Raw genomic sequence first — 16,877 nt, 5'->3', positions numbered from 1 at the left:
CTCCGTGGCTGCGGCGTTGACGGCCTGCATCTCCGGGTCCGCGAGTTCCTTTTCGCTCAGATAGCTGGTGTCCAGGAGCGGGTGGACCTCTCCCGCCTCGAAGAATTCGAGGTCGAGGAGGCGGGTGAAGTCGGTGCGTCCTTCCCACTGCGCCACCAGCAGCACGCGCAGATCGTCGGGTGCCGGACGGCCGTCCAGCCGCTCGCGGGAAAAATCGGCGAGCCGTTCGTCGTACATACGCTTTCTCCAGAGGCCGAAGCGAGATCCTCGTGCCAACGTAACAACGGCGTCTGACACGAGGTTGGGTATGCCAGCGGCTGCCGACCACCCCGTCATCCGCGCTCGGAACAGGTCCTAGCCTCGCTGTTTCGCTCGGGGTGCCGAGGTGGCGCTGTGGGGTCGATCGAGGCGGTATCGGGCGGTGGGCATGGTGGGGACCCGGCGCGTTGGGCGGGTGCTCCAAGGGGCTTTCGTGTCGCAAGTGGTCGCAGCGGCTGGTCAGTTGGCAGGGCGAGGTAGGTCGGCCGGACGGTGGAAGGCGGCGGCGAGTTGGTGTCGCCAGGGCCAGGTTGCCGCGATCCGCAGGTGGAGGCGACGGCCGCCGCGGGTGAAACGGGCAGCGACGTGCAGGATCCGGTAGCCGCGTTTCATGGGGTCGGCGGTAGCCGGCTCGCCGTCCAGCAGCAGGGCACGGGGCCAGGCCAGAAGGTCGATGACCGCGAGGCTGAGCTCGCAGCCAGGCGGCGTTGACGGAGAACAGGCGGGATGGGAAGCGTCCGAAGCCGGTGGTCGTGCCGCACCGGATGTGGTCCCCGACGGTGGCGTGTCCACGGTGGCGGACCTCCAGGAACTGGGCCGAGCCGCCGCCGCAGTACGAGGTGTCAGTGAGGAAGATCTGGTGCCGCAGGCCCTCGTCACTGTCGAACAAGGTGAGCCGGGCGCCGGGGCGCGGGCGTTCGCGGCGCACGATGATGCGGGTGCCGGCCGGGTAGTCGCTCAGGTCGACCATGCTGGTCAGCTCGCCGACCTCGCACGCAAGGCGCGGAGATGCGTGAGGAACGCCTTCGCGCTGCCCGCGCTGTCGGTGCGGACCAGGATGTCGGTGCCGTGCCGGTGGGCGTCGGGGATCTGCGCGAGGGCCTGGTCGAGCACGGTGATGTGATCGGCGACGGTGTAGCGTCCGGGGAACGCCTCGCCCAGCGCACGTGTCGCGGTAGCGGTGGCGATCGGGTCCCGGAACGCGATGTTGGCGATGCCGGAGGCGACGACGATGCGCTGTGCCGCGAAGCCGTCGCACGCAAGGTCGACGACCCGGCGGACGGCATCGTCACCCCGGTCACCGTGAAAGCGGTCTGATGGCGCGCTTGCACCCTGGCCCGGAGCGTCCACCGCTGCAGGGCAGCCCGGGACGCCGGACTCACGGTGACTGACCGGACATTGAAGGCGTGGCTGGAGAAGCGGCACCGGCCGTCGAACGCCACCCTGGAGCGTATCGGCGCCGCCTACCGCCGGGTCCGCCGCCAGAACGCCGCCCGGCACGTCCTGCGACGCCTGTATGCCGGAGGCGGGACCCGGGTGGAGATCCACCCGCTGAACCCGTCGCGGGTGCCGCGGCCGCTCCAGCGGATGGTGGAGTACCGCACGATGAACATGCGCCGCTGGGACCACATCGTCGAAGCCTGGGCAGCCGGCGACCACACGTCCTCGACGATGCCTGGGAAGACGTCGTCGTCGACCTCGGATCGCAGTGGGGCCAGGACGAGTACGTCACCAACATCGGCCTCGCCGCGTAGAACGCCCGTGTACGCCGATTTGAGCACATGTCAGTCGCCCTGGGTCTCCCAGATCCGAGGTGACTGTCGTTCACGACTCACAGAGACGTGTGGCGGCATCGACCACACCGAGCTCGGCTACCAGTTGCCGCGTGCTGTGGGGCTGGGTTTCTCTGACATGGAACGCAGGCCCCCGCCGGTCCCGCCCGTCTCCAGGGTGGCGAGCGCGGTATCGCGGTTCTCACACAGGGACTGAAGGGACCGGGCTGTGGCATCGGGATCCCGGCCGGGAAAGCAGCCGCTCCCGGCGACGGCGGCCCCGGTGCAGTTCGGACGGCGGGGCGCCGCCGTCGGGCCCGGTCCATCACGGACACAGCCCCGCTGCTCCGACGGGGCGTCAGCCCGCCCAGACCTCGGCCTCATCGGCCGGGACGGTAGTGGCCAGTCCCAGTTCCTTGCGGGCGGCGACCGACTTGTTCGGGTCGATACCGGTGAACGCCGGGTCGTAGGCGACGTAGAACGTGTCGGCATCGGCGGCGTTCGAAGCCTTCTTCCAGTTCCCGGCCGCCTTCGTCAGCGTCGCACGGAGCTTTCCGACCTCGGTGCCCTCGATGCCGTCCAGGCCCTTGACGTGTGCGTTGAGGGCGGTCGCGACGGCCTTGGCCTGCGCCTTGTAGCCGGCCAGGTCGTCCTCGACGGAGTCCTTCTCGGACTGGTTCGCCCACAGGGCCTCGTAGACCGCGTTCGAACCCTTGAGGTACGTGGTCTGCTCGGGCTTGAGGGACTTCGCGGCGCCCAGCGAGCCGCGGAACGTGCCCTTCTCCACGGTGTACGTGCAGCTCACCGCGCGGTCACCCGTCGCCCAGCTCTCCTTGGTCGGGGTGTAGTAGAAGAGGGCGACGCCCTTGGGGAGCGCCCAGGTGTCCGGGGCGTACTTCTGCGCCTCGACCAGGCAACGCTTGTCCGCGATTGCCGAGACCTCGTCGTCGCCCGGGTACTCCTTGCCCTTGGCGACCGCGAAATCGCCGACGACCTGGCCCTCGTGGGCCTCGTCGCAGGGCACGATCTCGACAGCGTACGCCGTCCCCTCGGCCTTGCCGTTCGGGTTGTAGCAGTCGCCGACGTCCAGCGAGAACACCGAGCGCTGACGAGTCACCTTCTTCGCGCTGTCCTTGGCACTGTCGACGGCGTCGGAGACACCCGAGCATCCCACCGCACCGATCGCGAGCAGGGCGACAACGGCAGATATATCGCGAAGGGAACGATACGGAGCAGGTAGTGCCATGACGTGTACATCCTCTTAAGTGATCTTTATGAAACTCGCGCGCATCCTATGCCATTCCTGCGGCCCGTTACACGAAGGCCCCCAGCTCATCGCGGCGTCAACGACTTGCGGCGGGCCGCGAGGGGGTATCCGGACTGCTTGCAGGCGACCTGCCTCCGCCGATTGAGGGCGGTGAAACGGACCTCAGCGGTGCGGTATCCAGGCGTGCGTGCGGTACACACAGGAGAGCAGGGCCGGGCAGCCGCGGGTGCCGTACGACTACGCCGCCTCCATGATTGGGTTCCGGCCGGGTCCCGCTCGGGACACTACTCGCCAGCGGAAACCCCAGCTCGTGGTTCCCGGGGGCGGATCTTCCGCAGCGGCTCGCACAGGTGCCAGGCGCGGTGCAGCTTCGGCCTCGTGGATCGGGCCGATGGTGTGGTCCTTGTGCCACGCCTCGCAGGTGCCGCAGTCCGGCTGCCGGTCGGGCAGCCGCGCGGCGTGCGCGGTGATCAGGTGATCGTCCAGGCGGATAGGGGTCGTCGCGAGGGGCAGCGCCCAGTCGCGCGGATCTGCGCCGGGGTGCAGGGAGCCGATCGGGTTCCTGCCGTGGTCGACGGCGAGATTCCGGCAGTCATCGCACGCCGCCATACGCTCGATGAGTTCGCAGGGCATGGGACCTCCTGCTGAGCCTGGAGACGTTCGGCGATCCAGCTGGGAAGCGGTGTCACCGGCACGTCGTGGACGATGGCGTACGGCAGGCCACCCACGATCGAGCCGGGCCCGACGAGTTAGCCGCCGCTGCGGCGGCCGGGGCCGCGGACGTCGATCCCGGGCCCGAGCGGGGGACCGCCCGCCGGAGATGCTCCCGATCGTGCAGCCCGCCGACACCTGGAAATACAGATGCAGGCTGGTGCTCGGCGCGTCATCACGGTGAAGGTGTCGGCAGTCCTCCAGGCCCCGGATGTCGAGTTGGGTCCGCAGCGTTCTCGCCTCCGTTGCGGGCCGGACCGTCGGCGCGGACATCCAGGTCCAGGGCGACGACGTTGGACGCCCGGACCGCAGGGCCGGTCGGGTTCTGGAGAGGGGCGCGCCGGGTTGGGATGCGCCCCTCTCGTGGGCGCCGCGCTGGAACGCGGTGTGCCCGGTCCCTGTTTCATGGTGCAGCCACGACGCCAGGGGGCCTCGGCAGCCAGTGCCGGAGGCGGCGTTGTAAGGACCATGGCATCCGGTGCCCCGCTTCGGCAATGGCACCTGGACGAAAATGAATGAAAATGGCAGTTTCGCTCCTCTGACCTGTGGTTTTCGAATAGTCCGGCTACCGTTCGGCCACTCATTCGCCATCCCTCGGCGGTGAACGCCTGGACGCACGGGCATCAACACCCCCGCCCTGGGGGCCACGCATTGTGATGGTCGGGTCACCGGTGAGAGGATCAACGTGGTTGGCGGGCCGACCTGGAAGTCGCCGCCGGCAGTTCACGGTGCAGCCAATTCATCACGCCCACAAGGGGTGTGACATGACGTCAGGTAGGTATCAGGTATGCGTTCGTTCTCCTCTCCGCCGGCTCCCGGCGGCCCTTCGCAGGGAGCTCTGACGACGACGGAACTGGTCGTCGTGGTTGTAGTCGTCGTGGTGGCAGGGGGCCTCGCGGCTCTCGGGATGCCGGTGTTCGGTGCCCTTGAGTTCATCGCCGGTGCTCTTTACGTTGCCGGCCGGTCCGTCAAGGCCATACGCGCGGCGGAAGTGCCGCCGTTCGAGGCTGTCTGACGGTCCCATGGGACGGCGTGAGAACGCCGTTGCCGCCGATACCCGGCAGTCCGAGGCGCTCGCGCTGTGGTTACGTGCCCAGCGCGAGCGCCGAGGCATCACCTACGCGGCAATGGCCAAACTGACCGATCACCAGTTCACCGCGTCGGCGCTGTCACGCGGCGCCAACGGCAAGGTGCCATCCCGCCGCCTGGTGCTCGCATACGCGACCGCATGCGACGCGGACACCAGGGAGGCGATCCGTTTATGGAAAGCCGCGCGCAGGGCCGAAGAAGAACGCCGGCGCCGCGCGGGAATCTCCCCGGAATTCCGGGACCTGGCCGTATCGCTCCGCTCAGTGATGACCCACCCCGACCTCATAGACAGCTTCGCCAAGCTGCACGACGTCATGGTGGAAATACGAGCCAGAGAAGGCCAGCCATCCCTGAGCGACCTGCAGACAGCGGCAGGACGAACCCCCGACGGCCAACGGCACCGACTACCCAAGAGCAGCCTCAGCGTCATCCTCAGAGGCGAGGCCGTCCCCTCACGCGCCCACCTCACAGCTTTCATGGAAGCCCTGAACGTCTCCCCGAACAACGTACGGCGCTGGCAACAGGTATGGGACCGCCTCGCGGCCAGCACCACCCGAAGACCCTCCGTCGCCCTCACGATCAGAGTCGTGGACGTCCCCCCGGCCGAAGAACCCCACGAACACCCCGCCCCACCCGACACCAGCACCGCGGACCTCGACTTCCTCCGCGGCCAGGTTCTCCTGGAAACCGTCCTCCTCACCGGACCCGGCGTACTCCAAGGCCCCCAGCCCCCGTGCCCCCCAGCCGGCACCACCCGCTCCGGCCTGCCCATCAGAACACCACGCCGCTACACCCTCACACCCCGCTCGCACGTGCCGCCCGGCAACCGCACGGCCGGGCACATCACGCTGCTGCCCCGAGAGACCCCTCCCAGCCACCCCGTAACCATCAGGGGCTCGCTGCCAGCCGTTTCGGAGGACCACCCGGCGGAGACCACCGTGCCGCCGGTTCCCCGCGGACGGATAGGGCGCACGGTCGAGCGCTGGCTCCGCAGGAAGCCGCGACCGGACTACACCCGCTGGCCGAACTACTGACACCGCTGACACTGCTGACACCGCGTACCTCAGCTCGCTCGGGAACGGAAGACATCGCCATATCTCCCTCTCCGGCCCACGGCACTGTTCGTGCCCGAAGCAGGGCAAGCCTCTTCCGACGCATCGTCCACGCGACAGTCGAGGGAAGAAGCCATTGCGCACTCTGGGCCGACGGCCACGTGAAGAGCCTCGCCCGCTGGTGTGGGATGCGCCCAGCCGTATGCGGGGATGAGTACGAAGGAAGCCGATGGAGGGGGAACGCGCGGTGGAATCCATATGCGCTGAGCCGATCACGGATCGCCGGGCGGGAGGATGACCGCGGCCGGGCCGGCAAGATCGCGGCCGGGCCGCAAGATGAGACGCTGTTCGCGGTAATCCGGACGCCTCAAAGATCCGACATGCCGTCACCGCGCGAGGCAGCGTCGGCGGGCCTGCCGACGAGATCGCCATCCCCACCGGTCAGGACCCGCAGGCCGTCGGCGAACAGATCGCCGCGTTCGTCGACGACCTGGTGGCCACCGGCGTACTGGTCGACACCGACCGAGTCCCGGAGAAGGCGGCGGCGATGACGGTCGTGATCCCCAACGCCTGGCCCACCGCACCGCGCCGTGACCGGCTGATCGCGGCCGCCGCGCTCACGCTCTCCCTGGTGATGATCCGGTGCCCGCTGCGCCGGCAGTTCGGCGCCGCCCACCGGGCGCCGGCGTTCGCAGACGTCGCCCGGCTTGGAGGGGGATCAGATGAAGGTGATGTTCCAGTGGACGCCGCCGCTGCGGGGGATCCTGTTGACCGACTCCGCTTCGACGGCGTCGCCGTGGCGGTGGGGGAGCACCCTGGAATGGCGACCACGAAGGATGTTGGGATCGGGCAGGCGTACCGCTGCGATCTGCCGTTCGCGCTGCCAGCCGCCCGGTGCCCGCCGGGGACGCTGCGCAGCTCGTGGTGGGCCCCGAGCTTGCTGCGCGGCACGTCGGTGTACCGGTTGGCTTCGTCAGTCAGGCACAGCTTGGAACGGCAGGTGGAGCTGCGCGAGATCGGTGTCTCCACCCGCTGCCAGGTCCTTGGCGACCACCCGTGGGCGGCAGCGCTTCCGCTCGGAGCTGATCACTTCGGAGACGAGCCGGTGTTCACGCCCGTTCTCGACCGCGCCCGGATGAAGCCAGTCGCCGCAAAATCAACTGGGCGACCGGTCCATACCGTGAAACGATTCCGGTTCAGGACCAGGGAGGGGCGGCATGGGGCTGGACTACAGCTACGAGATCTTCATGCACCCTCGGAACGTTGTGAGGGCACTGACCCGGCTGGCCGAACTCGCACCCCAAGGCCGAGACACGCCACTGCTTCCGATCACCCTGCCAGGCGGCGAGCAGTTGATCGTGCCGTTCACCTCGGAGTACAAGAGCGAACCGGTCGGCTGTTCAGCAGGCGGCACGCTCGAACTGGACACCTCAATCATGATTGGCGTCGACGACGCGATGCGCGAGTTCCTCCTCCGCGATGTCGACGAGGTCGACGAGTTGGGGAGAGTGTCGGTCGGGTACATCTACCTAACCGTCAGGTTCTCGCCCGCATGGCACCCGAGCTTCGCGTCGCTGCAGTTCACAGCGGCCACCTCGGGCATGAGCCGGATGTTCGAGCGGTCCGCGAGCGTCAGGAAGGTGTTCACCGACCTCACCGCCGCCACTGGTGGTGTGTGCTGCCTGCTCGACACCGAGACCGACATCTTCGACATCTGCTGGCTCAACGGCGAGACGGTCGATGGCGAGACTGTTCCGGGCGCCCGTTTCTCGCGCTTCCACAATCTCGTGGCCGCCTGGCGCGAGCCGGTGGAGTAGTACGGGAATCACGCCCGCAGGGACGCAGCACAGGTGTCCGTGGGCCATTCCGGCCAGGCGAACCGCAACCGGAACGGCTGGGCCAGTACCTTGTCCAGCTCGCCCCACCCCGCCCCCGCGATACCACCGCCTCCTGGACCTGACCGCCCAGGTCCAGTGGCATCCGTTCTGGTCCACCCCGCCTGGCACGCCTGCCGCTCGGGTCGAGCTGCGCAGGCTCGCCCACTGCCAGGAGCAGCGTGGGACGAGAGCGGCATGACCTGGCCGGGCACTCTGTCCGCCTGGCAGGAGGCGATCCTGCGCACCATCCGTGACTGGATCGCCGAGACCGGCGAGAGCCCGTCCGTCCGGTAGATCGGCGAGAAGGTCGGCCTGTCCAGCATCAGTTCCGTCGCCTACCAGTTCGGCCACCTCGAAGCCCGAGGACTGATCGGTCGCACCGGCCACCGCTGGCGCTCCTGCCGCCTCAGCGCCTGACCCCGGCCATGCCGGGAGGGTCAGCAATTGGGCCGGCGGCAGGGCTGTCCGGCCCGGCCACGGTGGCCGTGCAGGTCTCCGTCCGGCGCGTACATCTCCGGGTGACGTACCGCGGCGACGGTCAGGAGGACCGCGCCGGCCGGGCCGGGTGGCCGCTGCAGCGGAGGGCGATGACGGGTCCGGCTGCGCTCAGGCCCCGGTGCAGGTAAGTAGTCCGCGTGCCGCCGGGCCGTGGCGGGCCCTGCGGCCTGAGGTTTTCCCTCCACCGCACCGGATCCTGGCGCGACCAGAAGCGCGACCAGAAGCGCGACGTGAGGCGCGACGTGAGGCGCGATCAGGAGCAGCCCTCCGGGGGCGGGGCACCGGGTTGCTCAACAAGGTGAGCAACCAGTACTCCAGCCCGACTTCGCGATCTTGTCGCGGACCTGGCTGGGAATGGGTACGGCCGCCGCGCGATCACCGGGGGTTGTGTGGACTCCTGAAGATCGTGCGCCGGGGCAGTACCAGCTCGGTGCGATACCGCCGGGCGATGATGCTGCTGGCGTCCGTCGACGGGAAACGCGTCCCGGTGATCGCCCAGCTGGTCGCGAGGACACCGTGCGGGAAGTGATCCATCGTTTCAACGAGATCGGCCTGGCGTGCCCGGACCCTCGGTGGGCGAGAGGCCGTCCCCGCCTGCTCAGCGCTGACGACGAGGGGTTCGGGGACAGGTCCCAAGGGCATCTCCTGGGGAGGACGCCCCGTCACCGTGACCGCCTGATGGACCGGTGAGTGCCGCCCCTCGCGCTGGATGTCCGTTGCCGTGCGCGGCGGTGCCTCGATGGCCGGCCATGGCGTTCTTGCGGGCAGGGCGCGGCTCAGTCCGGTTCCTCGCCGCTGACTGCGGCATCGTATGCGAGCAGTGTGTCGACGAAGACCTGCCGCTGATCCGGTGTCAGAGGTGCCAGTGCCTTGCGCCATGCGGCCGCGCCTGGGGCGAGCCAGCAGGTGATCGCAGGTTGTTGGTCGGCCGCAATGCCGATGATCCGCCGGCGCCGGTCCGCCTCGTCCTCGCGCCGCTCCAGGATTCCTTGCCGGCTCAGGTCACCGACCAGCAGGCTCACCGTCGTTGGGGCGACCTGGAGTCGAGCAGCCAGCTCATTCACGGTCATCGGCCCGTCAAAGAGAAGGTAGGAGAGCAGGGAGAGGTGACGCGGCGCCAGCGAGAAGGACTGCAGCGCCTCGGGCACGGGGATCTTCTTGACCCGGCCCACCATCCGGGGCATGAGCAGTAGCAGGGCCCTGACGGTGTCATCGACTCCGTTTCCGTCTCCCTCGTCGGCGTTGTGCGCCCTGGGCGTTGACATCACGCACCCCTCCTCGTTTATGTTTGTCTTCAAAGGTATTTTGCTTTGCTTGCAAAGCAAGTTCTCTTCATGGTATCCAGCAGCGCGAACGGAGATTCCACCATGCCGCACTTCAGCGTGCATATCCGCGAAGGAGCCCTCGACGGGACGATCGAACCGAAGCTGATCAGCGCCTTAACCGACGCGGTCGGCGCCGTCTACGGCGAGGAGTTCCGCCGCCTGGTCGGGGTGGACCTGATCGGCATCCCGCAGCACCGCCGGGGCATCGGCGGCGTCCCCGCCGAGATCGACGCCCCTCTCGTCACCCTCAGCATGCGCGAGGCCGCTTATCACCTTCCAGAGATCCCGGACGCTCCCGCCCGGCTGGTCGCCACCACCACCGAAGCGCTGGTCGGCGTCCTTGGCGAGGACGTCCGCAAGCAGATCATCGTGACGATCGTCGGCGTCCCGGACGGTCGCACCGGAGTTGCTGGCACGGTGGCCTGACGCACGTGTGCGGGCCGCCGGTCCCGGCCCGCACACCACACAACCCTCAACGGACCGGTGGGCCTATGAGGTCACAGCACTACTTGGTGACTGCGACCAAGGCTGCGAGCACATGTTCAGCTCACTGGCCGAGAGGGAGTGATCGCGTCTGTCGAGGCCGCAGGCGCCAGGTGAAGTTCGAGTGTCGCGGTCACCTCTGATGGCCCTGTTCCCGGTCAGCTGTCGCCACGGTTTCTGGCTCATCCGAGCGAGTAACCTGCTCACGACTTGATCATCTCCATCTGCATCCGATTGCATGCGAGAAGTGGTCTTGCCGTCCGGCGGTCACTGCCCGGGGAAGGAAGATCCATGTCCCACGGCATCGCCCTGCGCGCTCGCGCCATCGTCCTGACCGCCGCCGCCCTGGTGTCGGTTCCACTGCTGGCTGGTACGGCTTCTGCGGCCCCGGTCGCCATGAACGCCCCCTACGCCCGAGCTGCCGCGAAGGTGGCGGCGGACGGCACGCTGCTCTCGGCCAAGACGTTGTCTCTTCCGCGCGACCCAACACGGGGTTCTACTGCGTCAAGGTGTCGGACCCCAACATCACCGACCTGAAGGACGCGGCGATCCTCGCCACGAGCAACTCCAACGTCTCCACGCCCAGGGTCCACGGACATCCGACGAGCTACTGCGGCATGGACCCGAACATCATCACGGTGCTCAGCTACGACACCAGGGGCAACGGCGCTTACGCCGATACGGTGTTCACCGTCGCAGTGCTGTAGTCACACCACGCCGTTCCGAGACAGGGAGAGACATGGCTGACCACAATCCCCGGGGCCCCGCGCCGGTGGGCGGCAAGACCGCGAGCCCGGTAGAGCTGTCGTTGCCGCAGCTGGCCTCCTGGATCAGCTCCGGCCCCAATGAACCGGTGACTGCTGCCGTGATCACCGACGCGATCGGTCAGGAAAGCCTGGTCCGAATTGCCGCTGCACAGGGCAAGGGCCCAGCCGATGCAGCTGAGTACCTCGCCCAGAACCTGCCGAACGCAACTGACGCAGCAACATCGGGCGAGTCGGCGACGCCGACTGTCCGAAGCTTCAGCGCTGCCCCGGACGTGCTGCTCGTCCTCTTCGATGACGTCCCCGACCAGGTCACCCTTCAGGAACCCTCGCAAGGCATCCGCTTCACACTCTGACCCTTGTGGACGATCACGATATTCCCCAGGGCTGAGCTCACGTGGTTCCCCATGCTCCGGGCACGACGGTGGGGCTGTGGACGGCCTGTACAGATCCACGGTCCAGGCCGCCCTCGTGACGCCTGTCGGCGTCGCCCACCACGGCCGATGGTGGCTGTTGCGGCATCGGCTTGAGAGGCTGTCCGGAATCACCATCCGCTTCCCTCAAAGGGGGACATCCGATGCCTCACAACGATCAGCCTGCGGGAACTGCGCTGTCACCAGAGCGGATCGCTGAGATCAACGAGGTCATCGACCGGATCACACACTGGGCGCAGGACCGCAAAGACGTCGTCGGTCTGCTGCTGGTCGGATCATGCGCCCGCAACGTCGCCCGACCCGACTCCGACATCGACTTCGTCCTGCTCACCACGGACGAGTCCCGATACCTCGCCGAGGGCTGGGCCGGGGAATGCGGCCTGGGTGAATTGATCCGCACCCAGTCGTGGGGCCCGATCACCGAACGACGCCACTGCACGGCCTCCGGCCTGGAGGTCGAGTTCGGCATTGGTTCTCCCACCTGGGCAAAGACAGACCCTGTCGACCCTGGGACGCACCGCGTCGTAACCGATGGTGTCCGCTTGCTCTACGATCCAGTAGGCGTCCTGGCTGGGCTTCTCGCGGCCTGGCACTGAAGTTTTCAGGGTGGGGTCGGTGGTACGAGGGGCAGACCGGTGGCGGTGAGGCAGCCGTTGATCGGGTGGGGCCGGAGCTGGATCCTGCGCAACTCGGGGCGGAGGATACGGTCGAGGTCGTCGGGTGTGTCAAAGGCGGTGTTGGCCATCGTTCTGCGCACGAGTGACCAGATGGCCTCGACGGGGTTCGGGTCAGGCGCATGGGGCGGGAGGCGGAAGGTGGTGAGCCAGTCGTGCTCGGCCTCACCCGCAGCCGCCGACAGGCTCACCGCTTGGACCCGGGCCAGAGTCCAGCGTTCGTCTTCGAAGCCGTGAGCTGCAGGTCCCTTCCCGAGTTCTTCCTCGAGTACGGCGAACTGGGAATCGCTGACGGTCGGGGAGTTCGCCGGACCGGCAGAGCGCAGGCCCTCCAGTCCGCCCGCGCGCCAGGCACGGCGCCAGCGTTCCACAGACCGCACACTCACCCGCAGGTCCCTCGCGATCGCTGCAGTCTTCTCACCCGCCGCGAACCTCTCGTGGCCTGAAGCCGGATCCCCTCACGAAACGCCCGACGCTCAACGGTCAGGCCCCCACCCTCCGGATACCTCATCCCACCGGCATACCGCAGGGATCAAGAACCGTCGCTCCCCGACAACAACCCGAAAGGCGAAGGTGAGACCTGGACCTGCTCGTGGTGTCATGCCGCCGCTCATGTGGGTGGCGAGTGGTTCGAGATCTCGCGGCCGCCGTATCTGCCTATGGAGATGCGCTGGGGGAGGCCGTCGCGGATGGCCTTCCTGCCGATGTCTCCCACGCCTTCGGTATCTTCGACAGGACGCTGTGCGGGATCCAGGAAATCGGCATGTCACCGTCCGACCATTGGTGGCTGCCGGAACGAGAGAACGCCTGTGCGCCCTGCCGAACCGGCCGCGGGAACGGGTCCGGAGTGCGGGTCGTGGTCGATGGCTATGAACAGCCCCGTCACGTCCAGGTCTCGGATGGCTCCGGTGGAGACGTCCCGCGGGACGCCGCCGCCGAGCACACTGTTCGTCTCCTTGATCTCGATCATCCCGCTGTCGAACGCAAAGGGGACCTTGCCGTCGGTGGACGCCCGGCCCTGCATGACCTTCGAGGCCCGCAACGTGGAGCGGCGTTGGACGACGGTGACCGACTTGGCGAAGCGGTGAGGAAGGTTGCTTCCTCTAGGGCGGTGTCGCCGCCGCCCACCACGACGATGTCGCGGTCACGGAAGTAGAACCCGTCGTAGGTGGCACACCGGTCGGGGATTCCGCCCGTTCCGTCAGGGTGTCGGCCGCCCGGCTAGGCTGTTGGGCGGTGGGGTGTACGGACGACCCCTCAGTACCTCGAATCATGCGCCTTCGAAGCGTGGCGGCTGCCGTATTCACGGGGCTTTCTCTGGCCCTCGCTGCACCTGCGGCCGACCACGCGGTCGGCGGTGACCCCGCAGATCGACATCGACTACTCCCAGTCCGGTGGCGTCGCCATCCACGGGGCGGGACCTCGCGAACGCGGGAGCTGTCATGTGGGAAGAGAGCGCCACCGGGTCCTTCGCCGTGGGCGGGGCAGGCTGACCGAGCCTGGATCCGGGCGGCATCGCGCTGTGTGAACGGGCGTTTGACGGATGGGAGTTGCCTCGTGTGCGTCGGCCAAAGATCGCCGCCGGGGCTTACCTGCCCCGGGCGCGAGCCCGACGACGGCACGCCGCAGCGGCGGCACCCGTAGCGGTTTCGCGCAGCGATCTGTCCAGCCGTAGCGGGACCGTGGCTTCTAGTTCTGCGGGCTGCCGAACCAGCGGGTTGCGGCCTGCTGGAACGCCTTCAGGTCGAGAGCTTGATCGTCCACCCAGGCCACAACGCCGTCCGGGCGGATGAGCAGGGCGTTGAATCCGAGGTCGTTGCGTGCCGTGCCGGTCGCGTACTGGATCCGTCCCTGCCAGCTCTTGGCCACACGCTGCAGCGCGTGGTCGCCGGTGAAGTCGAGGATCACGCCCCGGCCTTGGCGCAACAGGTCACCGAGGCGAGTGCCGTCCTCGAAGTGGAAGTCGGGGGCGGTGCTGCCGACGAGCGGCTGCGCGCTGTCCAGGTCGTAGCGGTTGAACCCGGTTGTCTTCCGGTAGGCGAGGGTCGTTCCGTCCGTGGTGCTCAGCAGCTCGTGGACCAGTTGCCGCAGCGCGGGGGCATTGGGGCCTGGCTTCATGGTGGCGACCTGGGCGCGTGACCAGTCCAGGATGGCGGCGCCGACGGGGTGGCGCTCACTGGTGTAAGTGTCGAGCAGCCCTTCGGGCGCGGCGCCGCGCACGGTCGCGGCGAGCTTCCAGCCGAGGTTGGCGGCGTCACCGATGCCGAGGTTGAGCCCCTGGCCGCCGAGGGGGGAGTGGATGTGTGCGGCGTCGCCGGCGAGCAGGACGCGGCCCTTGCGGTAGGTCGTCACCTGCATCGCACGGTCCGTGAAGCTCGATGCCAGATGAACATCGGTCAGCGTCAGGTCGGTATCGGTGATGCGGCGCAGGACTTCCTGGAGGTGCTCACGGGTCAGCAACTGGGAACGGTCGAACGTGCCGCCGTCGAAGTCCATCATGCCGAGGTGCCCCTCGAAGGGCGTACGCAGGTACATGCCGTTCGGCGTCAGGTTGAAGCCGAGTGGCAGCTGCTGCGGGTCGGCGAAGGTGACGCGCGCGACGTAGCCGGTGAAGAGCGGATCCGTGCCGACGAAGTCGAAGCCGACGAGGCCGCGCACCGTGCTGCGGCCGCCGTCGCATCCCACCAGATAGCGCGCCTGGTACTCCTGTCCGGCTGCCGTGACGGCGACGGACTGGTCGTCCTGCGTCACAGCCGTGACGGGAGCACCGCGGACAATGTCCACGCCGAGCTCAACGGCACGCTCGGCCAGGACCATGCTGACCGCTTCGAGGCTGGTCATGAAACCTTCCATTGCCGGGCTGGGCAGCCGGAACGGGAAGGCGGACACGTCGATGTCGGCCGCGTCCAGGCCCATGCCCGCGAAATGACTCACGTCCCGGGGAGCCGGAGCTTCGATCGCGTCGGAGGCCGCGCCGACCTTCTTCGCATCGGCGCCGGAAGCGTCAATCACCGCTTCGAGCAGGCCGCGGCTATAGAACACCTCGGCCGATCCCGCGCTCAGGCCGCGCAATCCGAGCGGGAGCGCCTTGTAGGGCGAGGTGACCTCCTCGTCCCGCTCCAGGACCAGGACGGAACAGCCGCCCAGGGCGAGTTCGGTGGCCAGGAACAAACCGACCGGGCCGCCGCCTGCAATCACTACGTCACGCATGGGAGATACCTTCCTGAAAACGCACGCTGGGGACCCGGGCCGGATGGGACAGGTCAGCCGAGCCGGGTCAGACCATCGAGGACGATGGCGATGCCGGTGAGGAACTGCTCGCGATCGTCGTGCTCCCTCATCTGACCGACGATGGCGTGCATGAACGGGTAGTCCTCGGGGGCGAGGTCCTGCCAGGCCGTCGCCGCTGCTCCGAGAAACTCGGCACGGTCGGGCTGGACGGTCGAGGTGTCACCGTCGCTGCGGGCGTTCTGGCTGACGGCCCCGAGGATGTAGTGCACAAGCGTCGAGGTGGCGTCGAACCAGGAAGCCTGTGGCACACCCAGCGCGCCCACTTGACGGCCGATCCTCTCGAAGATTCCCGCCGTCACCGGGCCGAATGGCTTGCGGACGATCTGCAGAGTCAGCCGTGTCGCGAGCCACTGGTGCTCGGCGATCGCGTCGAACAGTGCCAGCGCGACGCTGCGGATCCTGTCTTCGGGCGTGGCCGCGGCCGCGGCGGGCTTGGCTGCCAGCGCAGCGGTGACGACCGTTTCCGTTGCCGTGTCCAGCAGCTCGTCACGGCTGCCCACCCGGTAGTAGATCGCCCCGGACCCGGTGGACAGGCGCTCGGTCAGCGCTCGAGTGGTCAGCGCGCTCTCGCCACCCGCATCGAGCAGCTCGGTCGCAGCCTCGATGATCTGCTCCTGGGAGAGCACTTGGTTACGCCGCTGAGGCCGGCAGGTTCTCGTTGCCATGCCTCCACCGTGACACACTTGGAGCGTCGCACCAAATTAGTGCGGCGCTCCAAATGTTCCAGCGTACCTTCCGAGAGTGCCCAGGCGCGGGTCTGTCAATCGAACGGCTGTCGAGGGTGGTTGGGGTTACTGACAGGCTGCGGAGAGCCGGCCGCCGAAGGTGATGTCGAAGGCGTTGAGTGCGGTCTTCCAGCGCATGGTCCAGCGGGCTTGTCCCTTGCCAGTGGGGTCCAGAGACATGATCGCCATGTGGACGCACTTCAGGGCGGCTGTCTCGTTCGGGAGGTGCCCACGGGCCTCGACCGCCCGCTGGGTGCGGGCGCTCACGGACCCGATCGCGTTGGTGGTGCGGACGACGCGGCGGTTGACGGGCGCCACCTGTCTCACGCCCGGTGTCGGGGGAGGAGCGCCGTCGCAGACATTGGCCGGGACCGCCCGGGGCCAGGGGACATCGGCGGCCCAGCGCCATCGGCCGAGGCTGTCGGGTCGGGCTTCGTACGAGTGCCCCGGCCTGCTCCCGCGTCATGGGTTCGCTGCCGGACAGGAGGAGACCCGGCTCGGACGCTCCGGGGCCGGCGACCCGGACCGCGTTCAGCGCGTCTTCCAGGCGGGGGCCGGTGTTGGCGAGGTGGACATAGTGCTCGGCCATCTTCTCGGAGACCTGGCCGAGGTAGCGCTTGACGTGCGTGAGGTAGGCGCCGTTGCGCAGGAGATTGGTGGCCGAAGTGTGCCGGGTCCGGTGGGCGACGTAGTGCCCGATGCCGAGGCCGCGCTGAGCGACAAATGACGGCGCACGCATCGCTAACTCGCGGATGCCGCCGCACGCCACGATGTCAGAGACAGGGAGATGCAGGGCTCCGGCACCGGGCAGAGCCCGGGATATCCGCTCCTGTCGCGGACGGCAAGTGCCCGTATGTGATCGGCTGGCTGAGCAAT

General features: G+C 68.2%; 13 protein-coding genes and 8 pseudogenes. 9 read left to right on the top strand and 12 right to left on the bottom strand.

Features of this window, described 5'->3' with window-relative positions; genetic code table 11:
• Both ACWCPY_RS29450 and ACWCPY_RS29445 read right to left on the bottom strand, forming a co-directional pair.
• Window positions 1-237 (bottom strand): annotated as a pseudogene (locus ACWCPY_RS29450) (hypothetical protein); the annotation flags it as partial.
• Between the two features lie 261 nt (window positions 238-498).
• Window positions 499-1,200, bottom strand: a pseudogene (locus ACWCPY_RS29445) (transposase); the annotation flags it as partial.
• Window positions 1,201-1,275: 75 nt separating this feature from the next.
• Between ACWCPY_RS29445 and ACWCPY_RS29440 the strand changes: the two are divergent.
• Window positions 1,276-1,793, top strand: a pseudogene (locus tag ACWCPY_RS29440) (transcriptional regulator).
• A 376-nt stretch (window positions 1,794-2,169) separates the two neighbouring features.
• Here ACWCPY_RS29440 and ACWCPY_RS29435 read toward each other — a convergent pair.
• Together ACWCPY_RS29435 and ACWCPY_RS29430 are read right to left on the bottom strand one after the other, a co-directional pair.
• Window positions 2,170-3,057 (bottom strand): septum formation family protein, encoded by an 888-nt coding sequence (locus ACWCPY_RS29435; protein ID WP_451269972.1) that lies wholly within the window; start codon window positions 3,055-3,057, stop codon window positions 2,170-2,172.
• Between the two features lie 258 nt (window positions 3,058-3,315).
• Entirely contained in the window at window positions 3,316-3,711 is a 396-nt protein-coding gene (locus tag ACWCPY_RS29430) for a hypothetical protein (RefSeq protein WP_451269971.1), read from the bottom strand.
• Between the two features lie 865 nt (window positions 3,712-4,576).
• Here ACWCPY_RS29430 and ACWCPY_RS29425 point away from each other — a divergent pair.
• Together ACWCPY_RS29425 and ACWCPY_RS29420 are read left to right on the top strand one after the other, a co-directional pair.
• On the top strand, window positions 4,577-4,804 hold the full coding sequence (locus ACWCPY_RS29425) for a hypothetical protein (RefSeq protein ID WP_451269969.1): 228 nt from the start codon (window positions 4,577-4,579) through the stop codon (window positions 4,802-4,804).
• A gap of 7 nt (window positions 4,805-4,811) precedes the next feature.
• Complete coding sequence (locus ACWCPY_RS29420; protein WP_451269967.1) at window positions 4,812-5,912, top strand: helix-turn-helix domain-containing protein; 1,101 nt, start codon at window positions 4,812-4,814, stop codon at window positions 5,910-5,912.
• A gap of 385 nt (window positions 5,913-6,297) precedes the next feature.
• Here the strand turns inward: ACWCPY_RS29420 and ACWCPY_RS29415 are convergent, their stop codons facing one another.
• Complete coding sequence (locus ACWCPY_RS29415; protein ID WP_451269965.1) at window positions 6,298-6,606, bottom strand: hypothetical protein; 309 nt, start codon at window positions 6,604-6,606, stop codon at window positions 6,298-6,300.
• Window positions 6,607-7,147: 541 nt separating this feature from the next.
• On the opposite strand from ACWCPY_RS29415, the gene ACWCPY_RS29410 reads away from it, so the two are divergent.
• Window positions 7,148-7,747: a hypothetical protein gene (locus ACWCPY_RS29410; protein WP_451269963.1), complete on the top strand. Its 600-nt coding sequence runs from the start codon at window positions 7,148-7,150 to the stop codon at window positions 7,745-7,747.
• A 943-nt stretch (window positions 7,748-8,690) separates the two neighbouring features.
• Window positions 8,691-8,926 (top strand): annotated as a pseudogene (locus ACWCPY_RS29405) (helix-turn-helix domain-containing protein); the annotation flags it as partial.
• Window positions 8,927-9,081: 155 nt separating this feature from the next.
• Here the strand turns inward: ACWCPY_RS29405 and ACWCPY_RS29400 are convergent.
• Window positions 9,082-9,570: a MarR family transcriptional regulator gene (locus ACWCPY_RS29400; protein ID WP_451269961.1), complete on the bottom strand. Its 489-nt coding sequence runs from the start codon at window positions 9,568-9,570 to the stop codon at window positions 9,082-9,084.
• Between the two features lie 102 nt (window positions 9,571-9,672).
• Here ACWCPY_RS29400 and ACWCPY_RS29395 point away from each other — a divergent pair, with 102 nt between their 5' ends.
• The 4 genes from ACWCPY_RS29395 to ACWCPY_RS29380 all read left to right on the top strand — a co-directional run bounded on the left by ACWCPY_RS29395 (window position 9,673) and on the right by ACWCPY_RS29380 (window position 11,907).
• Window positions 9,673-10,056, top strand: coding sequence for a hypothetical protein (locus ACWCPY_RS29395; protein ID WP_451269959.1), 384 nt, complete (start codon window positions 9,673-9,675; stop codon window positions 10,054-10,056).
• A gap of 566 nt (window positions 10,057-10,622) precedes the next feature.
• Complete coding sequence (locus ACWCPY_RS29390) at window positions 10,623-10,820, top strand: hypothetical protein (protein ID WP_451269957.1); 198 nt, start codon at window positions 10,623-10,625, stop codon at window positions 10,818-10,820.
• Window positions 10,821-10,852: 32 nt separating this feature from the next.
• Entirely contained in the window at window positions 10,853-11,233 is a 381-nt protein-coding gene (locus ACWCPY_RS29385) for a YidB family protein (RefSeq protein WP_451269955.1), read from the top strand.
• A 221-nt stretch (window positions 11,234-11,454) separates the two neighbouring features.
• Window positions 11,455-11,907, top strand: coding sequence for a nucleotidyltransferase domain-containing protein (locus ACWCPY_RS29380; protein WP_451269953.1), 453 nt, complete (start codon window positions 11,455-11,457; stop codon window positions 11,905-11,907).
• Window positions 11,908-11,912: 5 nt separating this feature from the next.
• Here the strand turns inward: ACWCPY_RS29380 and ACWCPY_RS29375 are convergent.
• From ACWCPY_RS29375 to ACWCPY_RS29350, 6 genes and pseudogenes are all read right to left on the bottom strand, one after another.
• A pseudogene (locus ACWCPY_RS29375) lies at window positions 11,913-12,496 on the bottom strand (helix-turn-helix domain-containing protein).
• 333 nt (window positions 12,497-12,829) lie between these two features.
• Window positions 12,830-13,161, bottom strand: a pseudogene (locus ACWCPY_RS29370) (NAD-binding protein); the annotation flags it as partial.
• Between the two features lie 513 nt (window positions 13,162-13,674).
• Window positions 13,675-15,195 carry an FAD-dependent oxidoreductase gene (locus ACWCPY_RS29365; RefSeq protein WP_451269951.1) on the bottom strand — a complete coding sequence of 507 codons (1,521 nt, stop codon included), beginning with the start codon at window positions 15,193-15,195 and terminating at the stop codon, window positions 13,675-13,677.
• A 53-nt stretch (window positions 15,196-15,248) separates the two neighbouring features.
• Window positions 15,249-15,941, bottom strand: a complete 693-nt coding sequence (locus ACWCPY_RS29360) for a TetR/AcrR family transcriptional regulator (RefSeq protein ID WP_451269949.1) — start codon at window positions 15,939-15,941, stop codon at window positions 15,249-15,251.
• 126 nt (window positions 15,942-16,067) lie between these two features.
• Window positions 16,068-16,304: pseudogene (locus tag ACWCPY_RS29355) on the bottom strand (transposase); the annotation flags it as partial.
• 271 nt (window positions 16,305-16,575) lie between these two features.
• Window positions 16,576-16,740 (bottom strand): annotated as a pseudogene (locus tag ACWCPY_RS29350) (hypothetical protein); the annotation flags it as partial.
• Window positions 16,741-16,877 lie beyond the last annotated feature (137 nt).

The sequence above is a fragment of the Streptomyces sp. NPDC002403 genome (assembly GCF_053593015.1).
The sequence above is the reverse complement of the archived record's forward strand: the minus strand, read 5'-3'. Positions and strand labels throughout refer to the sequence as shown.

Coding starts and splice junctions, on each gene's coding strand:
- ACWCPY_RS29425 (WP_451269969.1), top strand. CDS start 4,577: ATGCGTTCGTTCTCCTCTCCGCCGGCTCCCGGCGGCCCTTCGCAGGGA.
- ACWCPY_RS29380 (WP_451269953.1), top strand. CDS start 11,455: ATGCCTCACAACGATCAGCCTGCGGGAACTGCGCTGTCACCAGAGCGG.
- ACWCPY_RS29400 (WP_451269961.1), bottom strand. CDS start 9,570: ATGTCAACGCCCAGGGCGCACAACGCCGACGAGGGAGACGGAAACGGA.
- ACWCPY_RS29395 (WP_451269959.1), top strand. CDS start 9,673: ATGCCGCACTTCAGCGTGCATATCCGCGAAGGAGCCCTCGACGGGACG.
- ACWCPY_RS29365 (WP_451269951.1), bottom strand. CDS start 15,195: ATGCGTGACGTAGTGATTGCAGGCGGCGGCCCGGTCGGTTTGTTCCTG.
- ACWCPY_RS29430 (WP_451269971.1), bottom strand. CDS start 3,711: ATGCCCTGCGAACTCATCGAGCGTATGGCGGCGTGCGATGACTGCCGG.
- ACWCPY_RS29420 (WP_451269967.1), top strand. CDS start 4,812: ATGGGACGGCGTGAGAACGCCGTTGCCGCCGATACCCGGCAGTCCGAG.
- ACWCPY_RS29435 (WP_451269972.1), bottom strand. CDS start 3,057: ATGGCACTACCTGCTCCGTATCGTTCCCTTCGCGATATATCTGCCGTT.
- ACWCPY_RS29385 (WP_451269955.1), top strand. CDS start 10,853: ATGGCTGACCACAATCCCCGGGGCCCCGCGCCGGTGGGCGGCAAGACC.
- ACWCPY_RS29410 (WP_451269963.1), top strand. CDS start 7,148: ATGGGGCTGGACTACAGCTACGAGATCTTCATGCACCCTCGGAACGTT.
- ACWCPY_RS29360 (WP_451269949.1), bottom strand. CDS start 15,941: ATGGCAACGAGAACCTGCCGGCCTCAGCGGCGTAACCAAGTGCTCTCC.